At 57.5% G+C, this 20,608-nt stretch carries 18 protein-coding genes; 4 read left to right on the top strand and 14 right to left on the bottom strand.

Annotation, left to right across the window (positions count from 1 at the left end):
* Position 1 precedes the first annotated feature (1 nt).
* Positions 2-379: a winged helix-turn-helix transcriptional regulator gene (locus tag PVA19_RS03595; RefSeq protein WP_274101205.1), complete on the top strand. Its 378-nt coding sequence runs from the start codon at positions 2-4 to the stop codon at positions 377-379.
* Positions 380-811: 432 nt separating this feature from the next.
* Here the strand turns inward: PVA19_RS03595 and cydB are convergent, their stop codons facing one another.
* The 7 genes from cydB to PVA19_RS03560 form a co-directional block, all read right to left on the bottom strand.
* On the bottom strand, positions 812-1,816 hold the full coding sequence (gene cydB, locus PVA19_RS03590; protein ID WP_274101204.1) for a cytochrome d ubiquinol oxidase subunit II: 1,005 nt from the start codon (positions 1,814-1,816) through the stop codon (positions 812-814).
* The gene (locus PVA19_RS03585; RefSeq protein ID WP_274101202.1) at positions 1,806-3,230 is read right to left on the bottom strand and encodes a cytochrome ubiquinol oxidase subunit I; all 1,425 of its coding nucleotides are present in this window, start codon (positions 3,228-3,230) and stop codon (positions 1,806-1,808) included. The genes cydB and PVA19_RS03585 overlap by 11 nt, the downstream gene beginning before the upstream one ends.
* 332 nt (positions 3,231-3,562) lie before the next feature.
* Entirely contained in the window at positions 3,563-5,062 is a 1,500-nt protein-coding gene (locus tag PVA19_RS03580) for an ABC transporter substrate-binding protein (RefSeq protein ID WP_274101201.1), read from the bottom strand.
* A gap of 34 nt (positions 5,063-5,096) precedes the next feature.
* Entirely contained in the window at positions 5,097-6,770 is a 1,674-nt protein-coding gene (locus PVA19_RS03575) for a dipeptide ABC transporter ATP-binding protein (protein ID WP_274101200.1), read from the bottom strand.
* Complete coding sequence (locus tag PVA19_RS03570; protein ID WP_274101199.1) at positions 6,767-7,588, bottom strand: ABC transporter permease; 822 nt, start codon at positions 7,586-7,588, stop codon at positions 6,767-6,769. Before PVA19_RS03570 ends, PVA19_RS03575 begins: the two co-directional genes overlap by 4 nt.
* Entirely contained in the window at positions 7,585-8,526 is a 942-nt protein-coding gene (locus PVA19_RS03565; RefSeq protein WP_274101198.1) for an ABC transporter permease, read from the bottom strand. The genes PVA19_RS03570 and PVA19_RS03565 overlap by 4 nt, the downstream gene beginning before the upstream one ends.
* Positions 8,526-9,416: a proline iminopeptidase-family hydrolase gene (locus PVA19_RS03560; protein WP_274101197.1), complete on the bottom strand. Its 891-nt coding sequence runs from the start codon at positions 9,414-9,416 to the stop codon at positions 8,526-8,528. The genes PVA19_RS03565 and PVA19_RS03560 overlap by 1 nt, the downstream gene beginning before the upstream one ends.
* 98 nt (positions 9,417-9,514) lie before the next feature.
* On the opposite strand from PVA19_RS03560, the gene PVA19_RS03555 reads away from it, so the two are divergent.
* Together PVA19_RS03555 and PVA19_RS03550 are read left to right on the top strand one after the other, a co-directional pair.
* Positions 9,515-10,324, top strand: coding sequence for a LuxR family transcriptional regulator (locus tag PVA19_RS03555; protein WP_443111618.1), 810 nt, complete (start codon positions 9,515-9,517; stop codon positions 10,322-10,324).
* A 193-nt stretch (positions 10,325-10,517) separates the two neighbouring features.
* Entirely contained in the window at positions 10,518-11,429 is a 912-nt protein-coding gene (locus PVA19_RS03550; protein WP_274101827.1) for a proline iminopeptidase-family hydrolase, read from the top strand.
* Between the two features lie 731 nt (positions 11,430-12,160).
* Here PVA19_RS03550 and PVA19_RS03545 read toward each other — a convergent pair.
* From PVA19_RS03545 to PVA19_RS03515, 7 genes are all read right to left on the bottom strand, one after another.
* Positions 12,161-13,027 (bottom strand): D-psicose 3-epimerase, encoded by an 867-nt coding sequence (locus tag PVA19_RS03545; RefSeq protein ID WP_274101196.1) that lies wholly within the window; start codon positions 13,025-13,027, stop codon positions 12,161-12,163.
* Positions 13,028-13,107: 80 nt separating this feature from the next.
* Positions 13,108-13,764 (bottom strand): nucleoside triphosphate hydrolase, encoded by a 657-nt coding sequence (locus tag PVA19_RS03540; RefSeq protein WP_274101195.1) that lies wholly within the window; start codon positions 13,762-13,764, stop codon positions 13,108-13,110.
* Between the two features lie 45 nt (positions 13,765-13,809).
* Positions 13,810-14,667: a sugar phosphate isomerase/epimerase family protein gene (locus PVA19_RS03535; protein ID WP_274101194.1), complete on the bottom strand. Its 858-nt coding sequence runs from the start codon at positions 14,665-14,667 to the stop codon at positions 13,810-13,812.
* Between the two features lies 1 nt (position 14,668).
* Positions 14,669-15,664 carry an ABC transporter permease gene (locus tag PVA19_RS03530; protein WP_274101193.1) on the bottom strand — a complete coding sequence of 332 codons (996 nt, stop codon included), beginning with the start codon at positions 15,662-15,664 and terminating at the stop codon, positions 14,669-14,671.
* The gene (locus PVA19_RS03525) at positions 15,661-16,674 is read right to left on the bottom strand and encodes an ABC transporter permease (protein ID WP_274101192.1); all 1,014 of its coding nucleotides are present in this window, start codon (positions 16,672-16,674) and stop codon (positions 15,661-15,663) included. The genes PVA19_RS03530 and PVA19_RS03525 overlap by 4 nt, the downstream gene beginning before the upstream one ends.
* On the bottom strand, positions 16,667-18,157 hold the full coding sequence (locus tag PVA19_RS03520; protein WP_274101191.1) for a sugar ABC transporter ATP-binding protein: 1,491 nt from the start codon (positions 18,155-18,157) through the stop codon (positions 16,667-16,669). Before PVA19_RS03520 ends, PVA19_RS03525 begins: the two co-directional genes overlap by 8 nt.
* 162 nt (positions 18,158-18,319) lie before the next feature.
* Positions 18,320-19,297 (bottom strand): substrate-binding domain-containing protein, encoded by a 978-nt coding sequence (locus PVA19_RS03515; protein WP_113176035.1) that lies wholly within the window; start codon positions 19,295-19,297, stop codon positions 18,320-18,322.
* Positions 19,298-19,539: 242 nt separating this feature from the next.
* On the opposite strand from PVA19_RS03515, the gene PVA19_RS03510 reads away from it, so the two are divergent.
* Complete coding sequence (locus PVA19_RS03510) at positions 19,540-20,607, top strand: LacI family DNA-binding transcriptional regulator (protein WP_274101190.1); 1,068 nt, start codon at positions 19,540-19,542, stop codon at positions 20,605-20,607.
* Position 20,608 lies beyond the last annotated feature (1 nt).

The following is a 20,608-nucleotide window of genomic DNA, read 5'->3' as shown; positions in this document are numbered from 1 at the left end:
CATGAGGCCGGGCAGCGATGAGGAAGAGTGGCGCGAGGACTGCGCACCCCGCCGGGTGCTGGAACTTTTCTCGACGAAGTGGACGAGCATGATCCTGCATACGCTGCACAAGCTTCACCAAGGTGCAGCCAGGACCGGCGTGCTGGAACGCAGCCTGCCGGGCATCTCAAAGAAAATGCTCACGCAAACTTTGAAGGAGATGGAGCGTTCAGGTCTGGTCTCGCGCCATGTGCATTCCACAAGACCACCGGCCGTCGAATATCGATTGACCGATTTAGGCAATCGTTTCGTCGAGCCCGTAGAGATGCTCTATGGCTGGGGGAGGGATAATGCTGATGCACTGGATGCACTCGAACCTCGCGCCACCTCAAGGCGCTGAAAGCGCGATGTGATCAATTCAGTGTACCCATCGCGATTTTTCGAAGCTCGCTTCAGATCTTAGCGCCGATGCTGCAGAGCGCGTAAGGCTAAAACGTGAAAGCGCTAGATCACGTTTCTTGTGAGAAGATCGCTCAAGCGACGTTATCCCATCCCCCATCGCGCTCGGTCCGGGGGCTTTAAGCCAGGCCGCCGCTGCAATGTACCTATTATTGCAGAGGTCGAGCGCCGGAGCGCTTCGGCGTTTCTCAGAAACGGCTGGTCGCCTTAGAGCTCGCTCGTGGCTCATCGCCCCTGTTTCCGCATGCTTCACTGAGAGGGCAGCTGAGCTACTTCAAAAACAGGCGGATGACGAGCCCGATCACCGCGACAGTACCGACGCCGGCCAGCCATAGGGCGATAAACCAGGCCGTCTTGCGAAGGGCCTCGGCCATCAGTGATATCCTTCTTCTGGATTGATCTTGCCGCGGAAGACCCAGTAGGCGTAAGCGGTATAGGCAAGGATCATTGGGACCAGTATCATGGCGCCGACGAGCAGGAACTTCATCGAACTCTCTGGTGCGGCCGCTTCCTTGATCGTCAGGACACCGGGTATCATGTACGGATAGAAGCTGATCCCAAGTCCGACAAAGCTCAACACGAACACGCCGAGCGCCGACAAGAACGGCTGCAGGTGCTTGCCTTGGGTCAGCCCGCTCCAGAGCGCAAAAGCACAAGCCGCTAACAGCAATGGTACCAAGGCCGAGAAAAAGGCGGTGGGCCAGGCGAACCAGCGTTCGAAGTAAATCCGGTTGATGAACGGTGTCCAGAGCGACACGATGGCAATCAGAGCCAGAAGCGCCAGACTTAGGGGACGCGCGAGCTTGGCCGACCGCGCCTGTATATCGCCCGAAGTCTTGAGATTGAGCCATGTAACGCCGAGTAGCGCGTAGCCTGTGAGAACGGCGACGCCGGTCAGGATTGAGAAGGGTGTGAGCCAGTCCCACCAGCCGCCTGCGTATTGCCTACCGGTGACCGCAACGCCCTGCACAAGTGCGCCGAGAGAAATGCCTTGCATGAGAGCTGCTACCGAAGATCCGATCCAGAAACCAAAATCCCAGAGATGGGATTCATGGTGGGTTCGCCACCGAAACTCGAATGCGACTCCTCGGAAGATAAGGCTGACCAGCATCAGTATGATCGGCATATAGAGCGCTGGCATGATGATTGCGTAGGCGAGCGGGAACACGGCCATGAGGCCGCCGCCCCCGAGAACCAGCCATGTTTCGTTGCCGTCCCAGACGGGAGCTATCGAATTCGTCATGACGTCGCGGTCGCGACGCTTTCGGAAGAACGGGAAGACGATGCCGATCCCGAGGTCGAAACCGTCCAATACAACATAGGCGAGGACGGCGAAGGCGATGATCCCCGCCCATACGAAGGAAAGATCAATGTCCATGGCGGCCTCCAAGCGAATGATCCTGCGTTGCGCCGGGCACGATGCCTGCCGTCCGGATCGGGCCGGCGTCAAGTTCCTGATCCGTGTCGAGCGGGGTTGGCGGACGTCGCATAAGCTTCAGCAGGTAGTAGACGCCCACGCCGAAGACGACAAAATACACCGCGATGAAGATGAGCAGCGAGGTCCCGACTGCGGGAGCGGAAACCGGCGACAGGCTCTCGGCAGTTCGCAGATGCCCATAGACCGTCCAAGGCTGACGACCGACCTCAGTCGTGTACCAGCCGGCAAGGACGGCCACGAAACCGGAGCCGCCCATGGCCACCGCGACACGATGAAGCGATGGCGTGTCATACAGCGTTCCTTTCCAGCGGGCCCATACCGACCAGAGCCCGACACCGAGCATCAGGAAACCGAGGCCGACCATGATCCGGAAGGTCATGAACGGCATGAGCGCCGGGGGACGTTGGTCGCGCGGCCATTCCTTCAGACCCTTGATCTCGCCGTCCAACGAGTGCGTCAGGATCAGCGAGCCGAGCTTGGGAATCTTGATCGCGTAGCGAGTGGTCTCTGCTTCGTCGTCCGGTATGCCAAAGAGGACAAGAGGGGCGCCTTCCTTATGAGTCTCGTAGTGTCCCTCCATAGCTGCGATCTTCGCTGGCTGATTTTCGAGCGTGTTCAGGCCATGCAGGTCGCCGACGAAAATCTGAACGGGCGTGACAATCGCCGCCATCCACATCGCCATCGAGAACATGATGCGGGCCTGGCGGTTCGTCCGATCCTTCAGCAAATGCCAAGCGCCGACCGCGCCCACGGCAAAGGCCGTGGTCAGGAAGGCTGCCAGCACGGTATGGGTCATTCTGTAGGGGAAGGAAGGGTTGAAGATGATCCTCCACCAGTCTTCAGGCACGAAAATGCCGTTCGCGTCGACGCTGAAGCCAGCTGGCGTGTGCATCCAACTGTTGGCCGACGTGATCCACGTTGCGGAAATCAGCGTGCCTACAGCTACCATGGCGACCGCCACCATATGCGCGGTGTCGCCAACACGCTTGCGGCCAAACAGCGCGATACCGAGGAAGCCCGCCTCAAGGAAAAACGCCGTCAAGACCTCGTAACCCATCAGCGGTCCGATAACTGGTCCGGCTTTGTCTGAAAACGCGGACCAGTTCGTGCCGAATTGATAGCTCATGACGATCCCAGACACGACGCCCATCGCGAAGGTCACTGCGAAGATAGTCTTCCAGTATTCGAAGAGCTTCAGGTAGGCCTCGTCCCGCTTCCACAGCCATAGTGCGTTTAGAACGGCGAGGTAGCTCGCCGTCCCGATCGAGAACGCGGGAAAGAGAAAATGGAATGAGACGGTGAACGCGAACTGTATTCGCGCCAGCATTTCTGCTTCGAGGCCGAGGAAGGTCATGGTGACTCCATCACTGAGGACCCTCGAACTTAGCAATGTAGCCCGATGTTCCGGGCAGGCATTACCACTTCATAGAGTCGATGGAGTGCATAGTAAGCTCATCTCAAGAGCTTCCAAGGACGCATGGCGTCGCGTGACGCAATGTCACGTCTATTGTCGCCACCATCTGCTTGCTTGCGACGTTGATCTTGGAAAGCCACGCTCAGGGCTCGCAGGACATCGATCGGAATATCAAGGGCCTTTTTCGGAGCAGATACTGATGCCCTAATTGTCTTGGACATAATTTGTCGTCCGCGGAGAAGTAAGTCTCCGCGGACAAACCTGTGATCTGCTCAGTTCTTCACTGTGTCTTCGAGGAAGAAGCGGCCGAGTGGGTTCTGGTAGAAGTTGGAAACGTTCTTGCGCATCACGTTGATATAGGGGCTGTAATAGAGGTCGATCCAGTTCACGTCTGCCTTGGCCATCTTCTGTAGCTCGACATACATGGCCTCGCGCTTGGCAGGGTCCGTTTCGAGACGCGCGGCGGCGACCAGATCCTTAACTTTGTCGTTCTTGTAGCGCGTCATGTAGTTCATGTTCGTGTCGTGGCCGAGTACGAAGGTCGTCTTCTGGTCAGGGTCGAGAATGTCATTTGTCCAGTACATGACTGAAATGTCGTAATCGCCCGCGATCAACATATCCCAGCTCTGGCTGGAGTCGACCTTCTGCAGATTGGCCGTCACACCCGCTTTGGCGAGTTGCTGTTGAAGGAGGACCGCTATCTGCTCGTCGGTCTCCTTACCGGCGTTGACAATGTAGTTCAGCGTCAAGCCTTCGGCACCTGCCGCTTTCAGCATCTGCTTGGCCTTTTCCGGATCATACGGGCGCTGGAGATTGTCGGCATAGTGATAAAGCGCACCCTTCGGAATATAGGAGTTGGCGACTTCGCCGAGGCCGAACGTGGCGGCTTCAACAATCGCCTTCTTGTCGATTGCAAGATCAAGCGCTTCGCGCACTTCCTTCTTGGCAAGTGCGCCGTGCTCGTGGTTGATCAGCAGATGATCTTCACGCGTGGACGGATCCATGCGCACGGTCAGGTCCGGATTCTTCTTCATCTCCGCAACGCGGGAGAAGGGAACGGTGATCGCCACGTCTATCTGACCGGTTTGGACGTTCAGCATGCGCGTATTGTCGTCGGGAATAACGATCCATTCGACGCCGTCGAGGCTGACATGGCCTGCATCCCAATAGTTCGGGTTTTTCTTCAAGATGATGCGATCGCCTCGCTTCCAGTCTTCAACCGCGAAGGCACCGGAGCCGACTGGCTTTTCGGCAAAGGCGTCGGGATTGGCTTCCACGATCTTCTTCGGCAGGACGGAAGCATTTGGCAGCGCCATCATGGTGATAAAGGGTACCGACTTGCTTTTCAGCTTGACGACCAGTGTCTTGTTGTCTGCAGCCGTGGCGGTATCAATGATCTTAAAACTGTCAGCCCAAAGCGAGCCCTTGTCGTCACGGATGCGTGTCAGCGAGAAAGCAGCGTCGTCGGCCGTAACTGGGCTGCCATCGGAGAATTTCGCGTCACGCAGTTTAAACGTGTAGGTCAGACCATCGTCGGAAACAGTCCAGCTTTCGGCAAGGCCGGGCAGCAGTTTGGTCCCCGAGGCATCGACACGTACGAGCACGTCAAAGACGTTGGAAAAGACCCAGTTATCGACGTTTTGTGCCGACTTGATCGGGTCGAAAGTGGTGGAGTCCTCATTGCGACCGATGGTCAGGACACCCGCGGCCTCTGCGTAGGAGGCCGACAAGGAGAGGATGGCGGCGAAGGCGGCGATTTTGGCTTTTGTCATCTTAAACTGCATGTGAACGATCCTCTGGTGGTTATTATATTTTGGAGTGTCTCGACAGCGGCTTGTCCGGGTCGATATCGGGAATGGCCTCTATGAGACCGGCCGTATAGGCTCCGGATGGTCTGGCGAAGACATCTTCAGACAAACCTTCCTCTACGATGCGGCCTCGGTGCATGACGACGACCCGCTGGCAGAGCGAGCGGACGACCGGCAGATCATGTGCGATAAACACCAGTGTCAGATCCATCGTCGCAACCAGCTTGCGGAAAAGGGCGACGATCTGGGCCTGTATCGTGACGTCTAGAGCGGCGATACATTCGTCGGCGACGATGACGCGCGGATCAATGGCGAGTGCGCGAGCGATGCCGGCACGCTGGCACTGCCCACCACTCATCGTGCGCGGCTTGCGTTGCGCGAAGCTGCGGTCTAGTTCCACGAGATCGAGAAGTTCATTTATCCTCTCCGGTATCTGGGCGGGGGGGATCTTCTTCTGGACTTTAAAGACTTCGGAAAGCGTCTCACCGATCGTCATGCGTGGATTGAGGGAATTGTAAGGGTCCTGGAAAACCATCGCAGCCTGGGTTCTAAGCGCGCGCAATGCCTCTGTACGATGGAGGCGGAGGCTTGCGCCGGCGAAGCTGACATGGCCGGACGAGGCAGGCGTCAGTCCGAGCATAGCCCGAGCCAGCGTCGACTTGCCTGATCCGCTTTCTCCGACGATGCCGACAGTATCCCCCGGCCAGATTTGGAGCGATATGCCATCTACGGCACTGAAGTGCTTGCGCTTCGAAAACAGCCCGCTACCGGCAGGAAAACACACGGAAAGATCGTCGATTTCGATCAGCGGTCGAATGTCTGCATGTCGTGCGACGTCATCCATAGCCTTGGCCGCTTCAACCAGCATGGACGGATGGCTGGATATCAGCATCTTGGTGTATTCGGCTTGCGGTGTCTTCAGGATTTGCCGCTTCTCGCCGGTCTCGACAATACGACCGTTTCGCATCACAGCGACACGGTCGCACGTCTGGGCGACGACACCGAGATCGTGCGTGACAAGAATGATGGAGAGCCCACGCTTATCGCGCAGGTCCAGCAGAAGATGAAGGATCTGCGCCTGGATTGTAACGTCAAGTGCCGTCGTCGGCTCATCGGCGATCAGGATATCCGGGTTGCAGGCAAGCGCAATCGCAATCATCGCCCTTTGCCGCATCCCGCCCGAGAACTCGTGCGCATAGCTGCCAAACTGGCGGGGCGGATCGGTAAAGCCAACCTGGCCCATGATGTCGAGTGCCAGCGACTTCGCCGCCTCACGCGAAAGATGTTGATGATAGACTATGCCTTCAAGTATCTGGTCGCCGATGCGCATGACCGGATCGAGATGGCTTGCCGGGTTTTGGAAAATCATACCGATCCGGGCGCCACGGACTGCTTGCAGCGTCTTCTCGTCTGTGCCGGCGAGCTCCTGTCCGTCGAACAGGATCGAGCCGCCGGTGCGGTGAATAGTGCGCGATGGCATCAAACCTACAAGCGTGCGACAGAGCAGGCTCTTGCCCGAACCACTTTCCCCGACGAGCCCTAGAACCTCTCCACGCGCGATATCGATGGAAACCCGGTCGAGAAGGGAGCGTGTTCCCTCGGTCGTCTCGACCGCAACCGAAAGGTCACAAACGGAGAGGAGAGGGGGTTGGGTGAGCACGTGTGTGGTCATCCGTTCACTCCCAGTTGCCTGGCCAGCCCATCGCCGATGAGGGAGAAGCCGAAAGCCAGTACGACGATGGAAAGTCCAGGGAAGAGCGTTATCCACCAGGCCTGCGTCACGAAGCTCTGGCCTTCCGCAACCATCACCCCCCATTCGGCCGTAGGTGGCTGAACGCCCAGGCCAAGATAGCTGATCGCTGCGCCAGACAGCAGAACCAGCACCACATCGGACATGGAAAAGACAATCGATCCCGCAATCGCATTAGGTAGGAGGTGGCGGAAAAGGATGCGTGGGCGCGAGAAGCCAAGGCTCTCCGCAGCCATGGCGTAATCGCTATTTTTGAGCACAAGGATCTGCGCGCGGATGAGGCGCGCATATGACACCCAGCCGACCAGCGCCATAGCGATATAGAAGCTGCCGAGGCCCGGTCCGAGAATGGCGATGATGGACAGCATAAGCACCAGGAAAGGAAAGGCGAGGATCACGTCGATCAGCCGCATCAGGACTGCATCGACCAATCCGCCAAGGAAACCGGAAACAGCGCCGATGACCGTGCCGATGACAAAAGGGAAGGCGACCCCGATCAACGCCATCTGGAGATCGACACGTGCCGAATGGATGACGCGCGAAAGGATATCGCGGCCAAAATTGTCAGTGCCGAAGGGGTGAGCAAGGCCGGGGGCCATGAGCCGTGCCCCAGCATCTTGAAAGATCGGATCGTAGGGCGCGACAAGCGGCGCAAAGAGTGCCATCAGCACGAACAGGCCTAGGATGGCGAGCCCGGCGTAGAGCGTGTCGTTGCGGGCCGTGAGCGTGCCCCCGCTCATAGCTTCACCCGCGGGTCTGCAGCGACGGTGGCGATGTCAGCCAGGAAGTTGACGAGGACGGTGGCACAGGCGAACACCATCGCCACGCCCTGGACAACCATGTAATCGCGCGAGAATATAGCCCGCACCAGTAACTGGCCCATGCCTGGCAAAGCGAAGACGCTTTCGACGACGACCGTTCCGCCGATCAGCCAGCCGATATTGACGGCCAGAAGATTGATCGTCGGAACCACGGCATTCGGCACGACATGGCGCCAAAAAACGACATGCTCGGGCATGCCCCGGGCTCGGGCCGCGGTTGCGACATCAGATTTTAGCCAGTCAATCATCGATGCGCGCAGCGAGCGCATCAGCACTGTGGACAGCGATAAAGCGATAGTCAGCGATGGCAGCACAAGATGTGTGAGCTTGTCTGACAGTGTATTGCCGTAGCCTGAAACGGGCAGAAGCGGAATGCTCACCGAAAACAGCAGGATCAGCATCAGCGCCAGCCAGAAGGATGGAAGGCCGATCCCGAAAGTGGATACGACGCGCACCGTGTGGTCGACAAGCTGGCCTTCGTTACGCGCAGCGACAGCTGCCAGTGGCACGGCAATCAGGACAGACAGGAGCACCGAAGAGAACACAAGCGCAAGCGTCGGCTCGATGCGATTGGCGATGAGTTGCAGCACATCGATCTTGAAGGTGATCGAGCGGCCCATCTCTCCATGCATCAGGTTTTTGATGAAGTAGAAATATTGCTGCCAGATCGGTTGATCGAGGCCGAATTGCGAGCGGATATTGGCTATGGCTTCCGGCGTCGCCTTGGTGCCGAGCAAAACGCGTGCCGGATCGCCAGGGATCAACCGGACCAGGACGAAGGTGATGATGGAAACACCGAAGATCACCGGCAGGAACTGCAAGGGTCTTGCTAGAATGAAGCGATAGCGGTGTAGCATCAGCTTTTTACATCCTCCAGGAAGGAGAGCAGCGGCGGGTAGTAACCCTCCGGATTTTCGTAGAAGGGCATATGGCTGGCATTGCGCACGACATTGATCCGAGCGCCGTCGGGCAGGGCGTTCTTCATACGCAGCGCGCATGCCGGCGTGAGCTCATCATGCTCGCCGACGACGATCAGCACCGGCGCTTTGATCTTCGGTAAGTCCGGAATGCGGTTCCAGTCCTTCATATTGCCGATATAGAGGAATTCGTTCGGCCCCTGCATGGCCATGTAGGGTTCCATATTCCAGTCTTGCAGCGACTGGTTGACAGGGGCTGGCCATTCGGACAGGCGGCATACATGGCGATAGTTCAAAAGGGTAATGGCCGCGAGATATTCCGGGTGATCATAGGACCCTGCTGCCTCATGCGCCTGCATCATCGCAACGGTCTCAGATCCGAGCGCAGCACGCAAACGTTCCAATTCGCTGGCAAGATGCGGCATGTCGGCAACGGTATCGGCCAGGATCAAGCTCTTGACGGCGTCCGGAAAGGTCAGCGTGTAGTCGATGGCAAGCCATCCGCCCCAGGAATGGCCGAGCAGGTGGACCCGCCCGAGCCCCAGCGTCTGGCGCACTGCTTCCGTCTCCTCAACGTAGCGTTCAATGGTCCAGAGGCCTTTGTCTTCTGGACGCTCGGATGCGCCAGTGCCGAGCTGGTCGAAGGCGACCACGCGGAAGCCGCTGTCGATCAGACAGGAATGCGCCTCACGCAGATAGTCGCAAGGTAGACCCGGTCCACCGTTCAAGCAAAGCACGGTTTCTGGACCGCCGCCGAAGACATAGGCTACGACGCGATAACCCTGGATCGTCAGCTCGTGTCTCTCGTCCGGTTCGATCTTGCGCCACATGATTTTTCTCGCGTCTGCACAACATTTATGCAGGATTATTTCTAGAGCAATTCGGGCTCTACACTAGCTATCAGAAGTGATAGGGTGAAGATGTCCAAATGGCAGGTTTAAAATTCGGCGTGGAGCCACGAGAGGTCGGCATGGACGTTAAAGATGTCGAAGGGCGGTTTGCTGCGGCAACGAGCCTAGACGATCAGATCGATCAACTTTTCCTAGCCATGCAGAACTATGGCTTCGATACGCTGATCTACGATTATACGCCCGGTCGCTATGATCTTAGCGGCCAACTGATAATCCCGACTGTGCTGGAACTGCGCAACGTCGACGAGACGATGCGTGATTATTGGTGCCAACGCGGCTACTTCCGTCACGACCCCGTGCAGCATGTGGCGCTTAGCACGACAGGGCCATTCTTTTGGAACTATGACCCAAAGGCGAAGACGCTTATTCACGCTTTCATGAACGAAGAAACCGTGCCCGTCGCTGAATTTCTCTGGGAACGAGGACTGACGGCGGGAGTGACTGTGCCGATCCATCTGCCGGGCGGCGATTACGCCACCGTAACCGGCATTCGTGCAGGCGACCCGGTGCGGCTGGAGCGCGACATACAGCTTTGTATGGGCGATTTCAATCTGGTGGCACATCTCTTTCAGCGCACCGCGGCGCTAAGCATCGGCAGGGAACGGGCTTTGTCCAGCCTGCCGCGCCTGACCGCGCGCGAGCGCGAATGCCTGCGCTATTCGGCGGAAGGGTATTCGGCCAAGGAGATATCCCGCCTGATCGACAGGGCCGTGCCGACTGTGGTCATGCATCTCAATGCCGCAACCCGCAAGCTCGGCGCGCGGAACCGCACGCAGGCGGTCGCTCGCGCGGCGCATCTTCGCATGTTCGACCAACCGCGCGCATAGAGCGCTGTGCGTCGGTTTGGATGCACAGCGCTCTAGCTCTTTGAATCGACGCATCGTGCTAATCCGAAAATCGATTACGATTTTGGGCCGATGCTGTAGGTCACCCCAACCCTATCAGTTGTGATAGCTGCCGCCCCGGGCGTCATTCGCCTATCGTACTGCTCCATGATCATCGCATCTAGGGAGCGCTAAACTGACATCCGTTCAAACTCGTGAAGGCTATCTTTCATTCCGCGACTATCGGACCTGGTATCGCGTTACCGGTGACCTGAAAGCAGCCAGGCTGCCGTTGGTCGTCGCGCATGGCGGTCCCGGCTGCACGCACGACTACGTTGATAGTTTCAAAGACATTGCGGCGCTCGACGGGCGCGCTGTGATCCACTACGACCAGCTCGGCAATGGCAAATCGACCCGTCTGCCGGAAAAGGGTGCTGATTTCTGGACAGTGTCTCTCTTTCTCGAAGAGCTGGATGCGTTACTGGCCCATCTTGGCATCGCGGATCGATACGCTTTCCTCGGTCAGTCCTGGGGCGGCATGCTTGGCGCGGAACATGCGGTGGGCCAGCCCCAGGGATTAAAGGCGCTGGTCATCGCCAACTCGCCGGCCAACATGCATACCTGGGTCGCGGAAGCCAATCGTCTGCGCCGCGATCTTCCGGTCGACGTACAGGAAATTCTGCTTGCCCATGAGGAGGCCGGCACGCTGACGCATCCAGACTACGTTGCCGCCTCTCGCGTTTTCTATGACCACCATGTCTGCCGGGTGACACCCTGGCCCGAAGACGTTGCGCGTACGTTCGCTGCCATGGAGGAGGACAACACCGTCTACCGCAACATGAATGGCCCGACCGAGTTCCACGTGATAGGCACGATGAAAGACTGGACGATCGAGGACCGGCTTGAGCGGATCAAGGCCCCGACACTTTTGATTTCCGGTGCCTATGATGAAGCCACACCGGAAGTCGTGCGTCCCTATCGCGAGCGCGTTGCGGACATCCGCTGGGTGCTCTTCGAGGAGTCCAGCCACATGCCGCATGTCGAGGAAAAGGAGCTTTGCCTAAAGACGGTCTCGGACTTTCTTTCAGATTACGATGCGGTCCCCTGAGTAAAATTTTATAATTTGATCAAAATCCTTTCTCCTTCGCTCAAGAGCTTCTGCTCAATGATTCTACGCGAAGACAATCGGGACAACTCTGCTCTCGCCCCAAAAGCTTCGTTTCGGGCTGAGACCTAACGGAATGCTCGTTGCCCCGTTTAGGATTGGCCTTAGATGCGGTGGTAGCAAACGCGCGTCTAAGGTTTTTTGTAAACGACCGCAACGGTGCCGTGCTCACAACAGAGCGCGTCATGAACCCGTTGGCTTCGAGCCATCGAAGACATCGCGCCACGGCCTTCTTGGTGATGCCACCGTTGGACCCGTCGCATCGCGTTGAAACGCAGTGGCTTTTGAAAGGATAAGCGCGGTCCAGCTGTATAGTTTCCAACTGTCGGCTATTTGAGAAGTAGAAGGAGTGCAAAGCCCCGGAGCCGCGGTGGGCATCTCTGGTTTGTGTGAGTAGATATTAAAGACATCGCGTTAGGATTTGACGTGATTGTGATATCTCCCCTAAAGGGCCCCAAAATCGGGAAATGACAGCATCCTGTGCATTTGGCAGATTCAGACCCGCAATTTAATTGAGAGCAGTCGATGAAGCCGAAAACATCTGGTCGGCTTCATCGCGATCACTAAGCCATGAACATATACTGGCTTGGCGTCGTGCGCCGTCTAGGCATACAGAAGAGCCACGCCTAGATGCGTCGAGAATTCTTGGCAAAGCTGGCTTTGTGTATGCGAGTTTAACCCAACACGAAGCGTGAGAAGGCGAGGGAATTCCTTGCATCCTCGTCCATTTTTGCAGGACTGGCCCCTTCGGTGAGATCGCGCCAGACCTTGATGTCGGAGCCGATCGTGCCGCCGGTTTTGACGAAGGGCTCCATGACGACTGCGCCGGCATAGTTGATCTCCCGTAGCGCTGCGCCAATCTCATGCCATGGCATTCTGCCCTTGCCCGGGACACGGCGGTTGCTCTCACCGGTGTGAAAATGACCGAGAAGAGGGCCCGCAGTGCGGATGGCATCGCCAAAGCTGTCTTCCTCGATGTTCATGTGGAACGTGTCGAGCATGACTTTGACGTTGGACTTGCCAACATCCTTCACGAATGCAACGCCTTCGGCAGCCGTGTTGAGAACGTGGTTCTCGAAGCGGTTCAGGACTTCGATACACAGATTGATTCCGAGATCGTTGGCGAAATCCGCAATGCCGTGAATACCTTCCACGCCACGTGCACGGTCGCCTTCCTTGTCCACCGGCTGCGAATAGTCGATCGGCCAATAAGAATGCAGCGCGCCACCGATCGTGTGAATATCGAGCTTGGCGACATTACTCAGCGTCTTCTCGAAGAACGCCTTGCCTGCCTCCCGTACAGCTTTATCGGGCGAGGACAGGTTCTTCGACTTGGATGGACCGATACCAGCCGTCAGAATGATGCCGTTGTCGCGGGCGCTTTGCTTGATGGTCGCAAGTTCGGCATCGCTATAGTCATTGATATGATGAGCGGCAACTTCGATCACGTCGAAGCCGAGCTTGGCGACCTTCTCTACATAGGGGCCGAACTTGGCGCTCCACTCATGTTCCCAGTAAGAGTAATAGATTCCGTGTTTCATAGCAGGCTCTCGCTGTTGTCGTTTGATGTCTGTCTTGATTGCAAAAGTGGTGTTCGGGCCGAGCAGGATGTGGCAGCGTTTCACTCGCTCCCTGGATTCTTCAGCCTGAGATCGGGCTCGGCGGCGGTTTTCATGATGAAGATTCCGTTTGGCAGATCGTTTTCCTCGACCTTGCGATCAATCTCGGCCGCATCGAGACCGAAACCGCGCCAACGCGCTCGTAGCCGCTCACGAAGGTCATCTTCCTCGACGTCGACGAAGACCGTGAAATCAAAGATCGGTTTCAGCCTGTCCCACGGAGACTGCTTTGCCAGCAGATAATTGCCCTCGCAGACGATGATTTCCACCGATTGCGGAATGAGCCGGCCGCCGGCGCGCGCGATCTCGATGGACCGATCGAAGACAGGAACGGCGATAACGTCGTCTTCGTTGGCCTTAAGACGCTCCAGCATGTGCCGCAGGCCATGAACGTCGAAGGTATCGATCGCACCCTTGAAGGCGCGTCGACCCATAGCCTCCAAAACCGCGTCGTCGTAGTGATAGCCGTCCATGGGAAATAGCGCTGCAGCGATACCGCTTTCGCTGATAATAAGGTCCACGACACGTTCGGCGATGGTGGATTTGCCCGATCCGGGCGCACCGGCAATCGCGATCATGAGCCTCTGCCGCTGATTGTCGGAGAAACGCTTCATGGCGAGGCTGGCGATTTCACGGGCGTTGTCTTTAATGATAGTCAAGGCTTTGGCTCGCATAATGATTTTTAAGAGGGCTTTCTCGGACCGTTAGCGGCTGGCAAAGACGCCGTATTGAGCGGCCTTGTCGCGCAGGAACGGAATTCCCTTGTCCAGTACATCCTCTGCACCGGGGGCGACCGCTCGCCAGGTCGAGGTTGGGCCTGCCATGAAATCAGGCAATCCGCCGAAGCTTTCCAGAACCAGAAGTCCGTCGAAATCAATGGCCGCAAGCGCACCGAAAAGTTCGTCCCAGGCGATGTTGCCAAAACCGGGAGTGCCGCGGTCGCTTTCCGACATGTGCATGTATTTCAGGTGATCACGCGCAGCGACAATTCCGCTCGCCAAACCCTTTTCCTCAAGGTTCATGTGGAACGTGTCGAGATGGACGAAGACGTTGTCCATGCCGATGCGCTCGACGAGATCAACCACTTGTTGCGCGGTATTGAGGAGATGGTTTTCGTAGCGATTGACCGCTTCGATACCAAACTGCAGGCCGAGCGATTTTGCGTGTTTTGCGACGGCACCCAGGGCATGGGTCAGATTGTCATATTCGCCTTGCGTTGGCGCAAAGCCCGTACGTTCGGTCGTTCCACCGAAGGTGACGCCGGTGAGTGCTTCGGCGCCGATCTCGGCAGCCTTGTCGAGAGCAGCCGTCAGGTGATCGATTGCCGCGTCAGGGCGAGCCGAGGCCCAGGCATGTTCCGGCAAAACCAGCGAACATGTTGCCCGCAGCTCATGCTTTTCGAGAAGCGCGCGGCTATGGGCTGCATCGACCGAGGAAATGTCGAAAAACGGTATTTCGATATAGTCCTGATTGTAGTTCGCGGCTCCCGCAATGGCGCGTTCGGCGCTTGCGTGGTCCCATACGCTCGTCCACATCATTGCGTGAACACCAAATCCTTGCATCTTATGCTTTCCTTCTGCGCGATGTGGCGAATCTCGACGCCAACGTCCTTGCCGCCATGACGACGATCATCAACACGCCCCACAGCGCCGTGGCAAGATGCTGGTTCGCGCCCATGAGGTTTAGACCGGAGGACAGAAGCTGGAGAACGATCAGCGCAACGAAGACCGGCAAGACACGACCGAAGCCGCCGAATGGATTGATGCCACCCAGAAATGCGGCGAGTACCGTGATCAGAAGGTAGGACTCACCATGTCCGACACGCACGGAGTTGAAGCGGGCCAGCATGATAAGACCTGCAATCGCGCACATTACACCCGACAGTGTGTAGACAAGGATAAGGATACGCCGGGTATTAAGGCCTGAGTAGCGGGCGGATTCGATATTGGAACCGATCATCAAGAGCCCGAAGCCGAGCTTTGCCCTAGTCAGCAACACATGCCATAGCCCGACGCAAGCGATGAAAATGATGAGCGGGATGGGCAGGCCGAGAACCGAACCGTGACCGATTGTGGACACGTAATCAGGAAAGCCGGAAATATCGCCGCCGCGCGTGAGGAATTCACCAAGCCCGCGCAGGAAGATCATCATCGATAGGGTGACGAGGATGGGATGCGCCCGCGTGTAGGCAATGGCCGCACCTGTGAGCGCGCCAGCGGCTGCGCCGGTGAGGAGCGCGGCAAGACACGCCAGAAGAAAGGCGCTCGGCGGTGCGTTTACCCCGCCGTGGGCCTGCAACACCCATGCTGCGGCAAGGCCCGAAAGGTTGGCGGCGAATGTGATCGACAGGTTAATCCCACCGGTCAAAAGCGGAAGCAGCATGGCGAGCGTCAGAAGGCCGAGTTCGGGAAGCTGGAAAGCCACTGAACCGAAGGTCCCAGCCGACAGAAAATTATCCGCCAGCGTTCCGAAGACGACCATGACTGCGACAAAGGCAACGAGGGGTCCCGCCATGTCCGCGCCGAACGTCGCGTTGAACTTTTGTGTGAAGGATGTCATCGGCGCGCGCTTCCCTGTTTTGAACTCTTCATGGCGGACGGCAGAAGTTTATCGAAGCGGGTCGAAGAGAGCGTGATGGCGATGAGAATGATGGCGCCGACGACCATCTTGAAGGCGAAGGGCGATACGCCCATCAGGTTGAGACCGTTCTGAGTTATTGAAACAAGCAGAACGCCAAGCACGCAGCCGATGACCGACCCCTTGCCGCCGCCAAGCCGGGCACCGCCGAGAACGGTTGCGGCGAGAACATCGAGCTCGCGGCCATAAAGCGCGTTTGGCACAACCTCCTGCGCATAATGCGCCTGCATCAGTCCCGCAATTCCAGCCATGAGGCCGAGCCAGCCAAACGAAAGATAATGCATCGCGCCGATGTTGATGCCGAAGCGTCGAGCGCCTTCCGGATTGTCTCCGAATGCGTAGAGCTGACGACCGATGGTGGTGCGCGAGATCATGAACCAGGTGGCGATGCAGCAGAGGATCATCACGACGACCGGCAGCGTCAATTCAATCCAGGACCCGTCGCTCATCTCGTGTTCGTAGAAGACGACACGGGTGGAAAGCCACTCCGGCAGATCGTAGATCGAGACCCCCTTGGTGAAGAACATCAAGAGACCGAAGAAGATGTTGAAGGTGGAGATCGTCGCGACGATGGAGATGATCTTCAGCCGCCAGACGAGAAACGCATTGATGACGCCAAGGCCGATACCGACACCACCGGCGATGATGAGGCCCTCTGCCCAGTTGCCACCGCCGAGCGCGGAAAGAGCAAGCACAGTCACATATTGGACGACGGACGCCGCGACGGCGAAGGAGATGTCGATGCCACCTGAAATCAAAACGACCAGCAGGCCGACTGCGAAGATGATGTTGACGGCGGAAACATTCAGCACGTCGAAAGCGTTCGAAACGGTCAAAAAGCGATCGGTCCCGATCGACAGGCCTGCGCAGAGCAGGATCGTCACGACGACCAGCGCGAATTCGGTAGTATTTCCCAGGATCAGCCTACGCATAGATGGCAGTCTCCAGTTCGGTCATAGACATGGCACGTGGATCGTAGGTTGCGTGGAAGCGTCCTTCGACCATGTGAACGATCCGGTCTGAATTGAAATAGACCTCCGGTGCTTCATCGGAGATCAGGATGATGGAGAGGCCTTGAGCCGCAAGCTTGCGAACGATCTCGAAAATACCGGCGCGCGCGCCGACATCGACGCCAACGGTCGGTGCATCGAGTATGAGGATTTTCGGGCCGATCGCCAGCCATTTGGCAATGGCGACACGCTGCTGGTTGCCGCCGGACAGCGTGCGGATCGGGTCTTCCGGCTGGCCGATCTTGACGCCGAGCGAGCCGATCCAGTTCTTGACGACCGCGGCTTTTTTCGACGGCGAAATCAGCCCGCCGACAAGCAATTTATTGAGCGAAGCCATGATGAGATTGTCGGCAATCGATTGCGGCTGGTTGAGCCCGAGTGACAGACGGTCTTCGGAGAGATAGGCAATACCTGCCCGAATGGCGTCGCGGTTCGAGCCGAACTTCACCGGTTTGCCTTCGAGCCGAATTTCACCGGCATGCGGACGATGCATTCCAAACAGCGTCAAAGCGAGTTCTGTGCGGCCGGCGCCAAGCAGACCAGTAATGCCGAGCGTTTCCCCCCGGCGCAGTTCGAAGGAAACATCTTCGAATTCGCCATGCCGCGTCAGTCCGCGAACGGAGAGTACAACAGGCTGATCGTCATGGTCGGTAGCGATGACGGCGCTATCGAAGAGGCGGCCAGTCATGAGTTCTGTGACGCGCGACTGCGTCATGCCATCGACCGGATAGACGCCGACAAGCGAGCCGTCGCGCAGCACCGTGATCCGGTTCGATATTTCGAGCACTTCGGCCAGTCGATGGGAAACGAAAACGACGGCCACGCCCGACGCTGACAGATTGCGCACGATGTCGATCAGATAATCGGTTTCAGATTGCGTCAGTGAGGCTGTCGGCTCGTCCATGAACACCAGACGCGCCTCACCGACCAGAGCGCGTGCGATGGCGACGATCTGGCGCTGCGCAATGGGAAGTTCCTTGAGTGGACGATCCAGATCGATCTCGACCCCGAGCCGGGCCAAGGCCTGTTCGGCGGCATTTCGGATTGCGGTCTTATCGACCAGCCCGAATTTGCCCTTCATGGCGTGCTGGAAGCCAATATTCTCAGCGACCGTCATTTCATCGAAAAGCGCCAGATCCTGCCAGATCACCTGAATGCCAAGAGACTGAGCAAGCGCCGGCGTCATGGCTGGGACTGCCCTGCCGTCGAACAGCAGTTCCGCGCCCGCTTCCGGTTTGTAGACGCCGGTGATGACTTTGATGAGCGTGCTCTTGCCGCAGCCGTTTTCGCCGGCCAGACAATGCACCTCGCCAGGATTGACCTCGAAAGCAACGCTCTTGAGCGCTCTAACGCCGCCGAAGGTTACGCTGATATTCTTCAAGGACAAGAGCGGTTTGTCGCTCATGGCGCAATTATCTCCCTTCGCCCGGCTGGAGCAGGGCGTTATTCATTTTCTTGTTTTTGTTGATGATACCGTCGCGTAAACGGTTGGACTACGCGACGATAATCCGATTGACCACCCGTGATGCATAAGCGTCACGGGTGCAATCGCTGTGCCTGAAGCGGCTTAGAGACCCATGCCGACCAGCTTGTCGATGCTTTCCTTGTCGATCTTCAGCAGCTGATCAACAACGATCGTGTTACCCTCGGGGTTGATCTTCCCAAGACCTGGGATATCGTCGCCAGCCTTGGGTGTTTCACCCTTGGAGAGACGATCTGCCAGGGTGACGAAGACTTCGCCGGCCTGCTTGGGGTTCCACATGAAGCCGCCGGTCAGAGCGCCGCTCTTGATGAGCTTGGCGCCCTGTCCGGGAGAAAAGGGACCGATGACAAAGACCTTGCCATCCTTGCGGCGTTCTTCCACAGCGCGTCCTGCGCCGATAGGGCCTTGCGAACCGAAGGCCAGGAAGCCCTTGAGATCCTGGTTTGCAGACATGAGGTCGAGCGCTGTGGAACGGCTCTTGTCCAAATCTTCTGCAACGCCATAACGGTCGCCAACGAGCTTCATGTCCGGATAATTCGCCTTGATGTAGGCAATTGCTGCGTCAGCCCAGGCGTTGTGCAGCGGAACGGTGAGCGAGCCGACGAAGACGGCATAGGAGCCCTTGCCGCCCATCTTTTCACCGAGAAGCTTGCCATGCGCTTCGCCGAAGCCTTTGGCGGATGCCAGTTCGAAATCCCAGTCCGCGCCTTGCTGCTTCGGGGATTCATGTGTGATGACCTTGATGCCGGCTTCCTGTGCCTTTTTCAGCACGGGCTCAAGCACCTTCGCATCGTTTGGAACGACGCCGATGACATCGACCTTCTGTGCGATCAGGTCTTCGATGGCGCGAACCTGAAGGGCAGGGTCGGCGCTGGTTGGGCCGACCATGAAGCCGTTGACGCCGAGCTTGGCGCTTTGCTCCTTGATGCCTGCCTCCATGGCATTGAACCACGGAATACCGCCAATCTTGACCACGACGCCCACCTTGGGTCCTTCAGCAAAAGCCGTGGATGCGAGCAAGGCGAGAGACAGACCCAATGCGGCTGAAATGATTTTCTTCATGAATGTTCCTCCTCCAAAAGACGTGTACAGCAGGTGTCTCGCCACAGCTTTCAAACTCTGTGTGCGATCACTTCGATCTCGGCTATTCGAGATTTTCCTCCTGCTACTCCCATAGCGCGCATCGTTTGCACAATCGATATTTCAAAGTTGCACAATCGATGGTGCATGGAGGTTAGGCGCGATTTTTACTTCCGTCAAGAGGCGGATTGCTCTACACATCGATTTCGCAAGGAGGACGAGAAATGGCAGACCTGACCTCGAAGAAGGCCACGATCTACGATCTGTCGGTATTGTCGGGGGCTTCGGCTTCGACGGTCAGCGCAGTGCTGAATGGAAGCTGGCGTAAGCGCCGTATCTCGGAGGAAACTGCCGGGAAAATTCTCTCGCTGGCAAAGGCCCAACGCTATACCGCCAACCTTCAGGCGAGGGGGTTGCGCAGCTCTAAATCGGGTCTCGTCGGATTGCTGGTCCCGGTTTATGAGAACCGGTTCTTTTCCTCCATGGCGCAGGCGTTCGAGGCCGAAGCGCGCAAGCGGGGTCTCTCGCCGATGGTGGTCTCCGGGCGGCGTGATCCTGAGGCAGAGCGCAAGACAGTTGAGACATTGATCGCTTACTCGATCGACGCGCTGTTTATCGCGGGTGTCGCCAATCCCGATGGCGTTCATCAGGTTTGTGCCGGTGCAGCCTTGCCGCACGTCAATCTCGATCTTCCTGGCAAGCTTGCGTCATCCGTCATTTCCGACAACAGACATGGTGCGGAGATACTGACACGTGCGATATTGGAGCATGCGTCACGCGACGGCGCGCTTTCGCCTGATGACGTGGTGCTGTTCGGTGGACATGACGACCATGCGAGTCTGGAACGTATCGCAGGATTTGATGCAGCCAAGAATGCTTATTTCGGAACGGTCTGCAGCAGCGTAGCGGTGGAAAAGACAGGCTACTCACCGCGTATGACGGATATTGTCCTTGAAAACTATTTCATGCGCCACGGCCGTTTGCCGCGTTGCTTCTTCGTCAATTCGTCCATCAATTTCGAGGGTCTTCTGCGTTTTATGGGGCGGCATGATCCGGCGGTGGTCGCGAACATCGTGGTCGGCTGTTTCGACTACGATCCCTTCGCGTCGTTCCTGCCGTTTCCGGTCTACATGATCAAACCCGATATTTCGAAAATGCTGGAAGTCGGTTTCGAACTTCTGGATTCGTCGCCGGGCGAGCCGTGTGTGACCATTATCGAGCCACAGCTGATACCGCCGCGCACTGCGCTGACCGGCCCGCTCGACGATGTCAGTGAAACCCTGCGCACTTAAT

Source organism: Agrobacterium sp. CNPSo 3708 (genome assembly GCF_028674915.1).
Taxonomy (GTDB): domain Bacteria; phylum Pseudomonadota; class Alphaproteobacteria; order Rhizobiales; family Rhizobiaceae; genus Agrobacterium; species Agrobacterium cavarae.
This window is presented reverse-complemented; position numbering and strand designations above follow the sequence as displayed.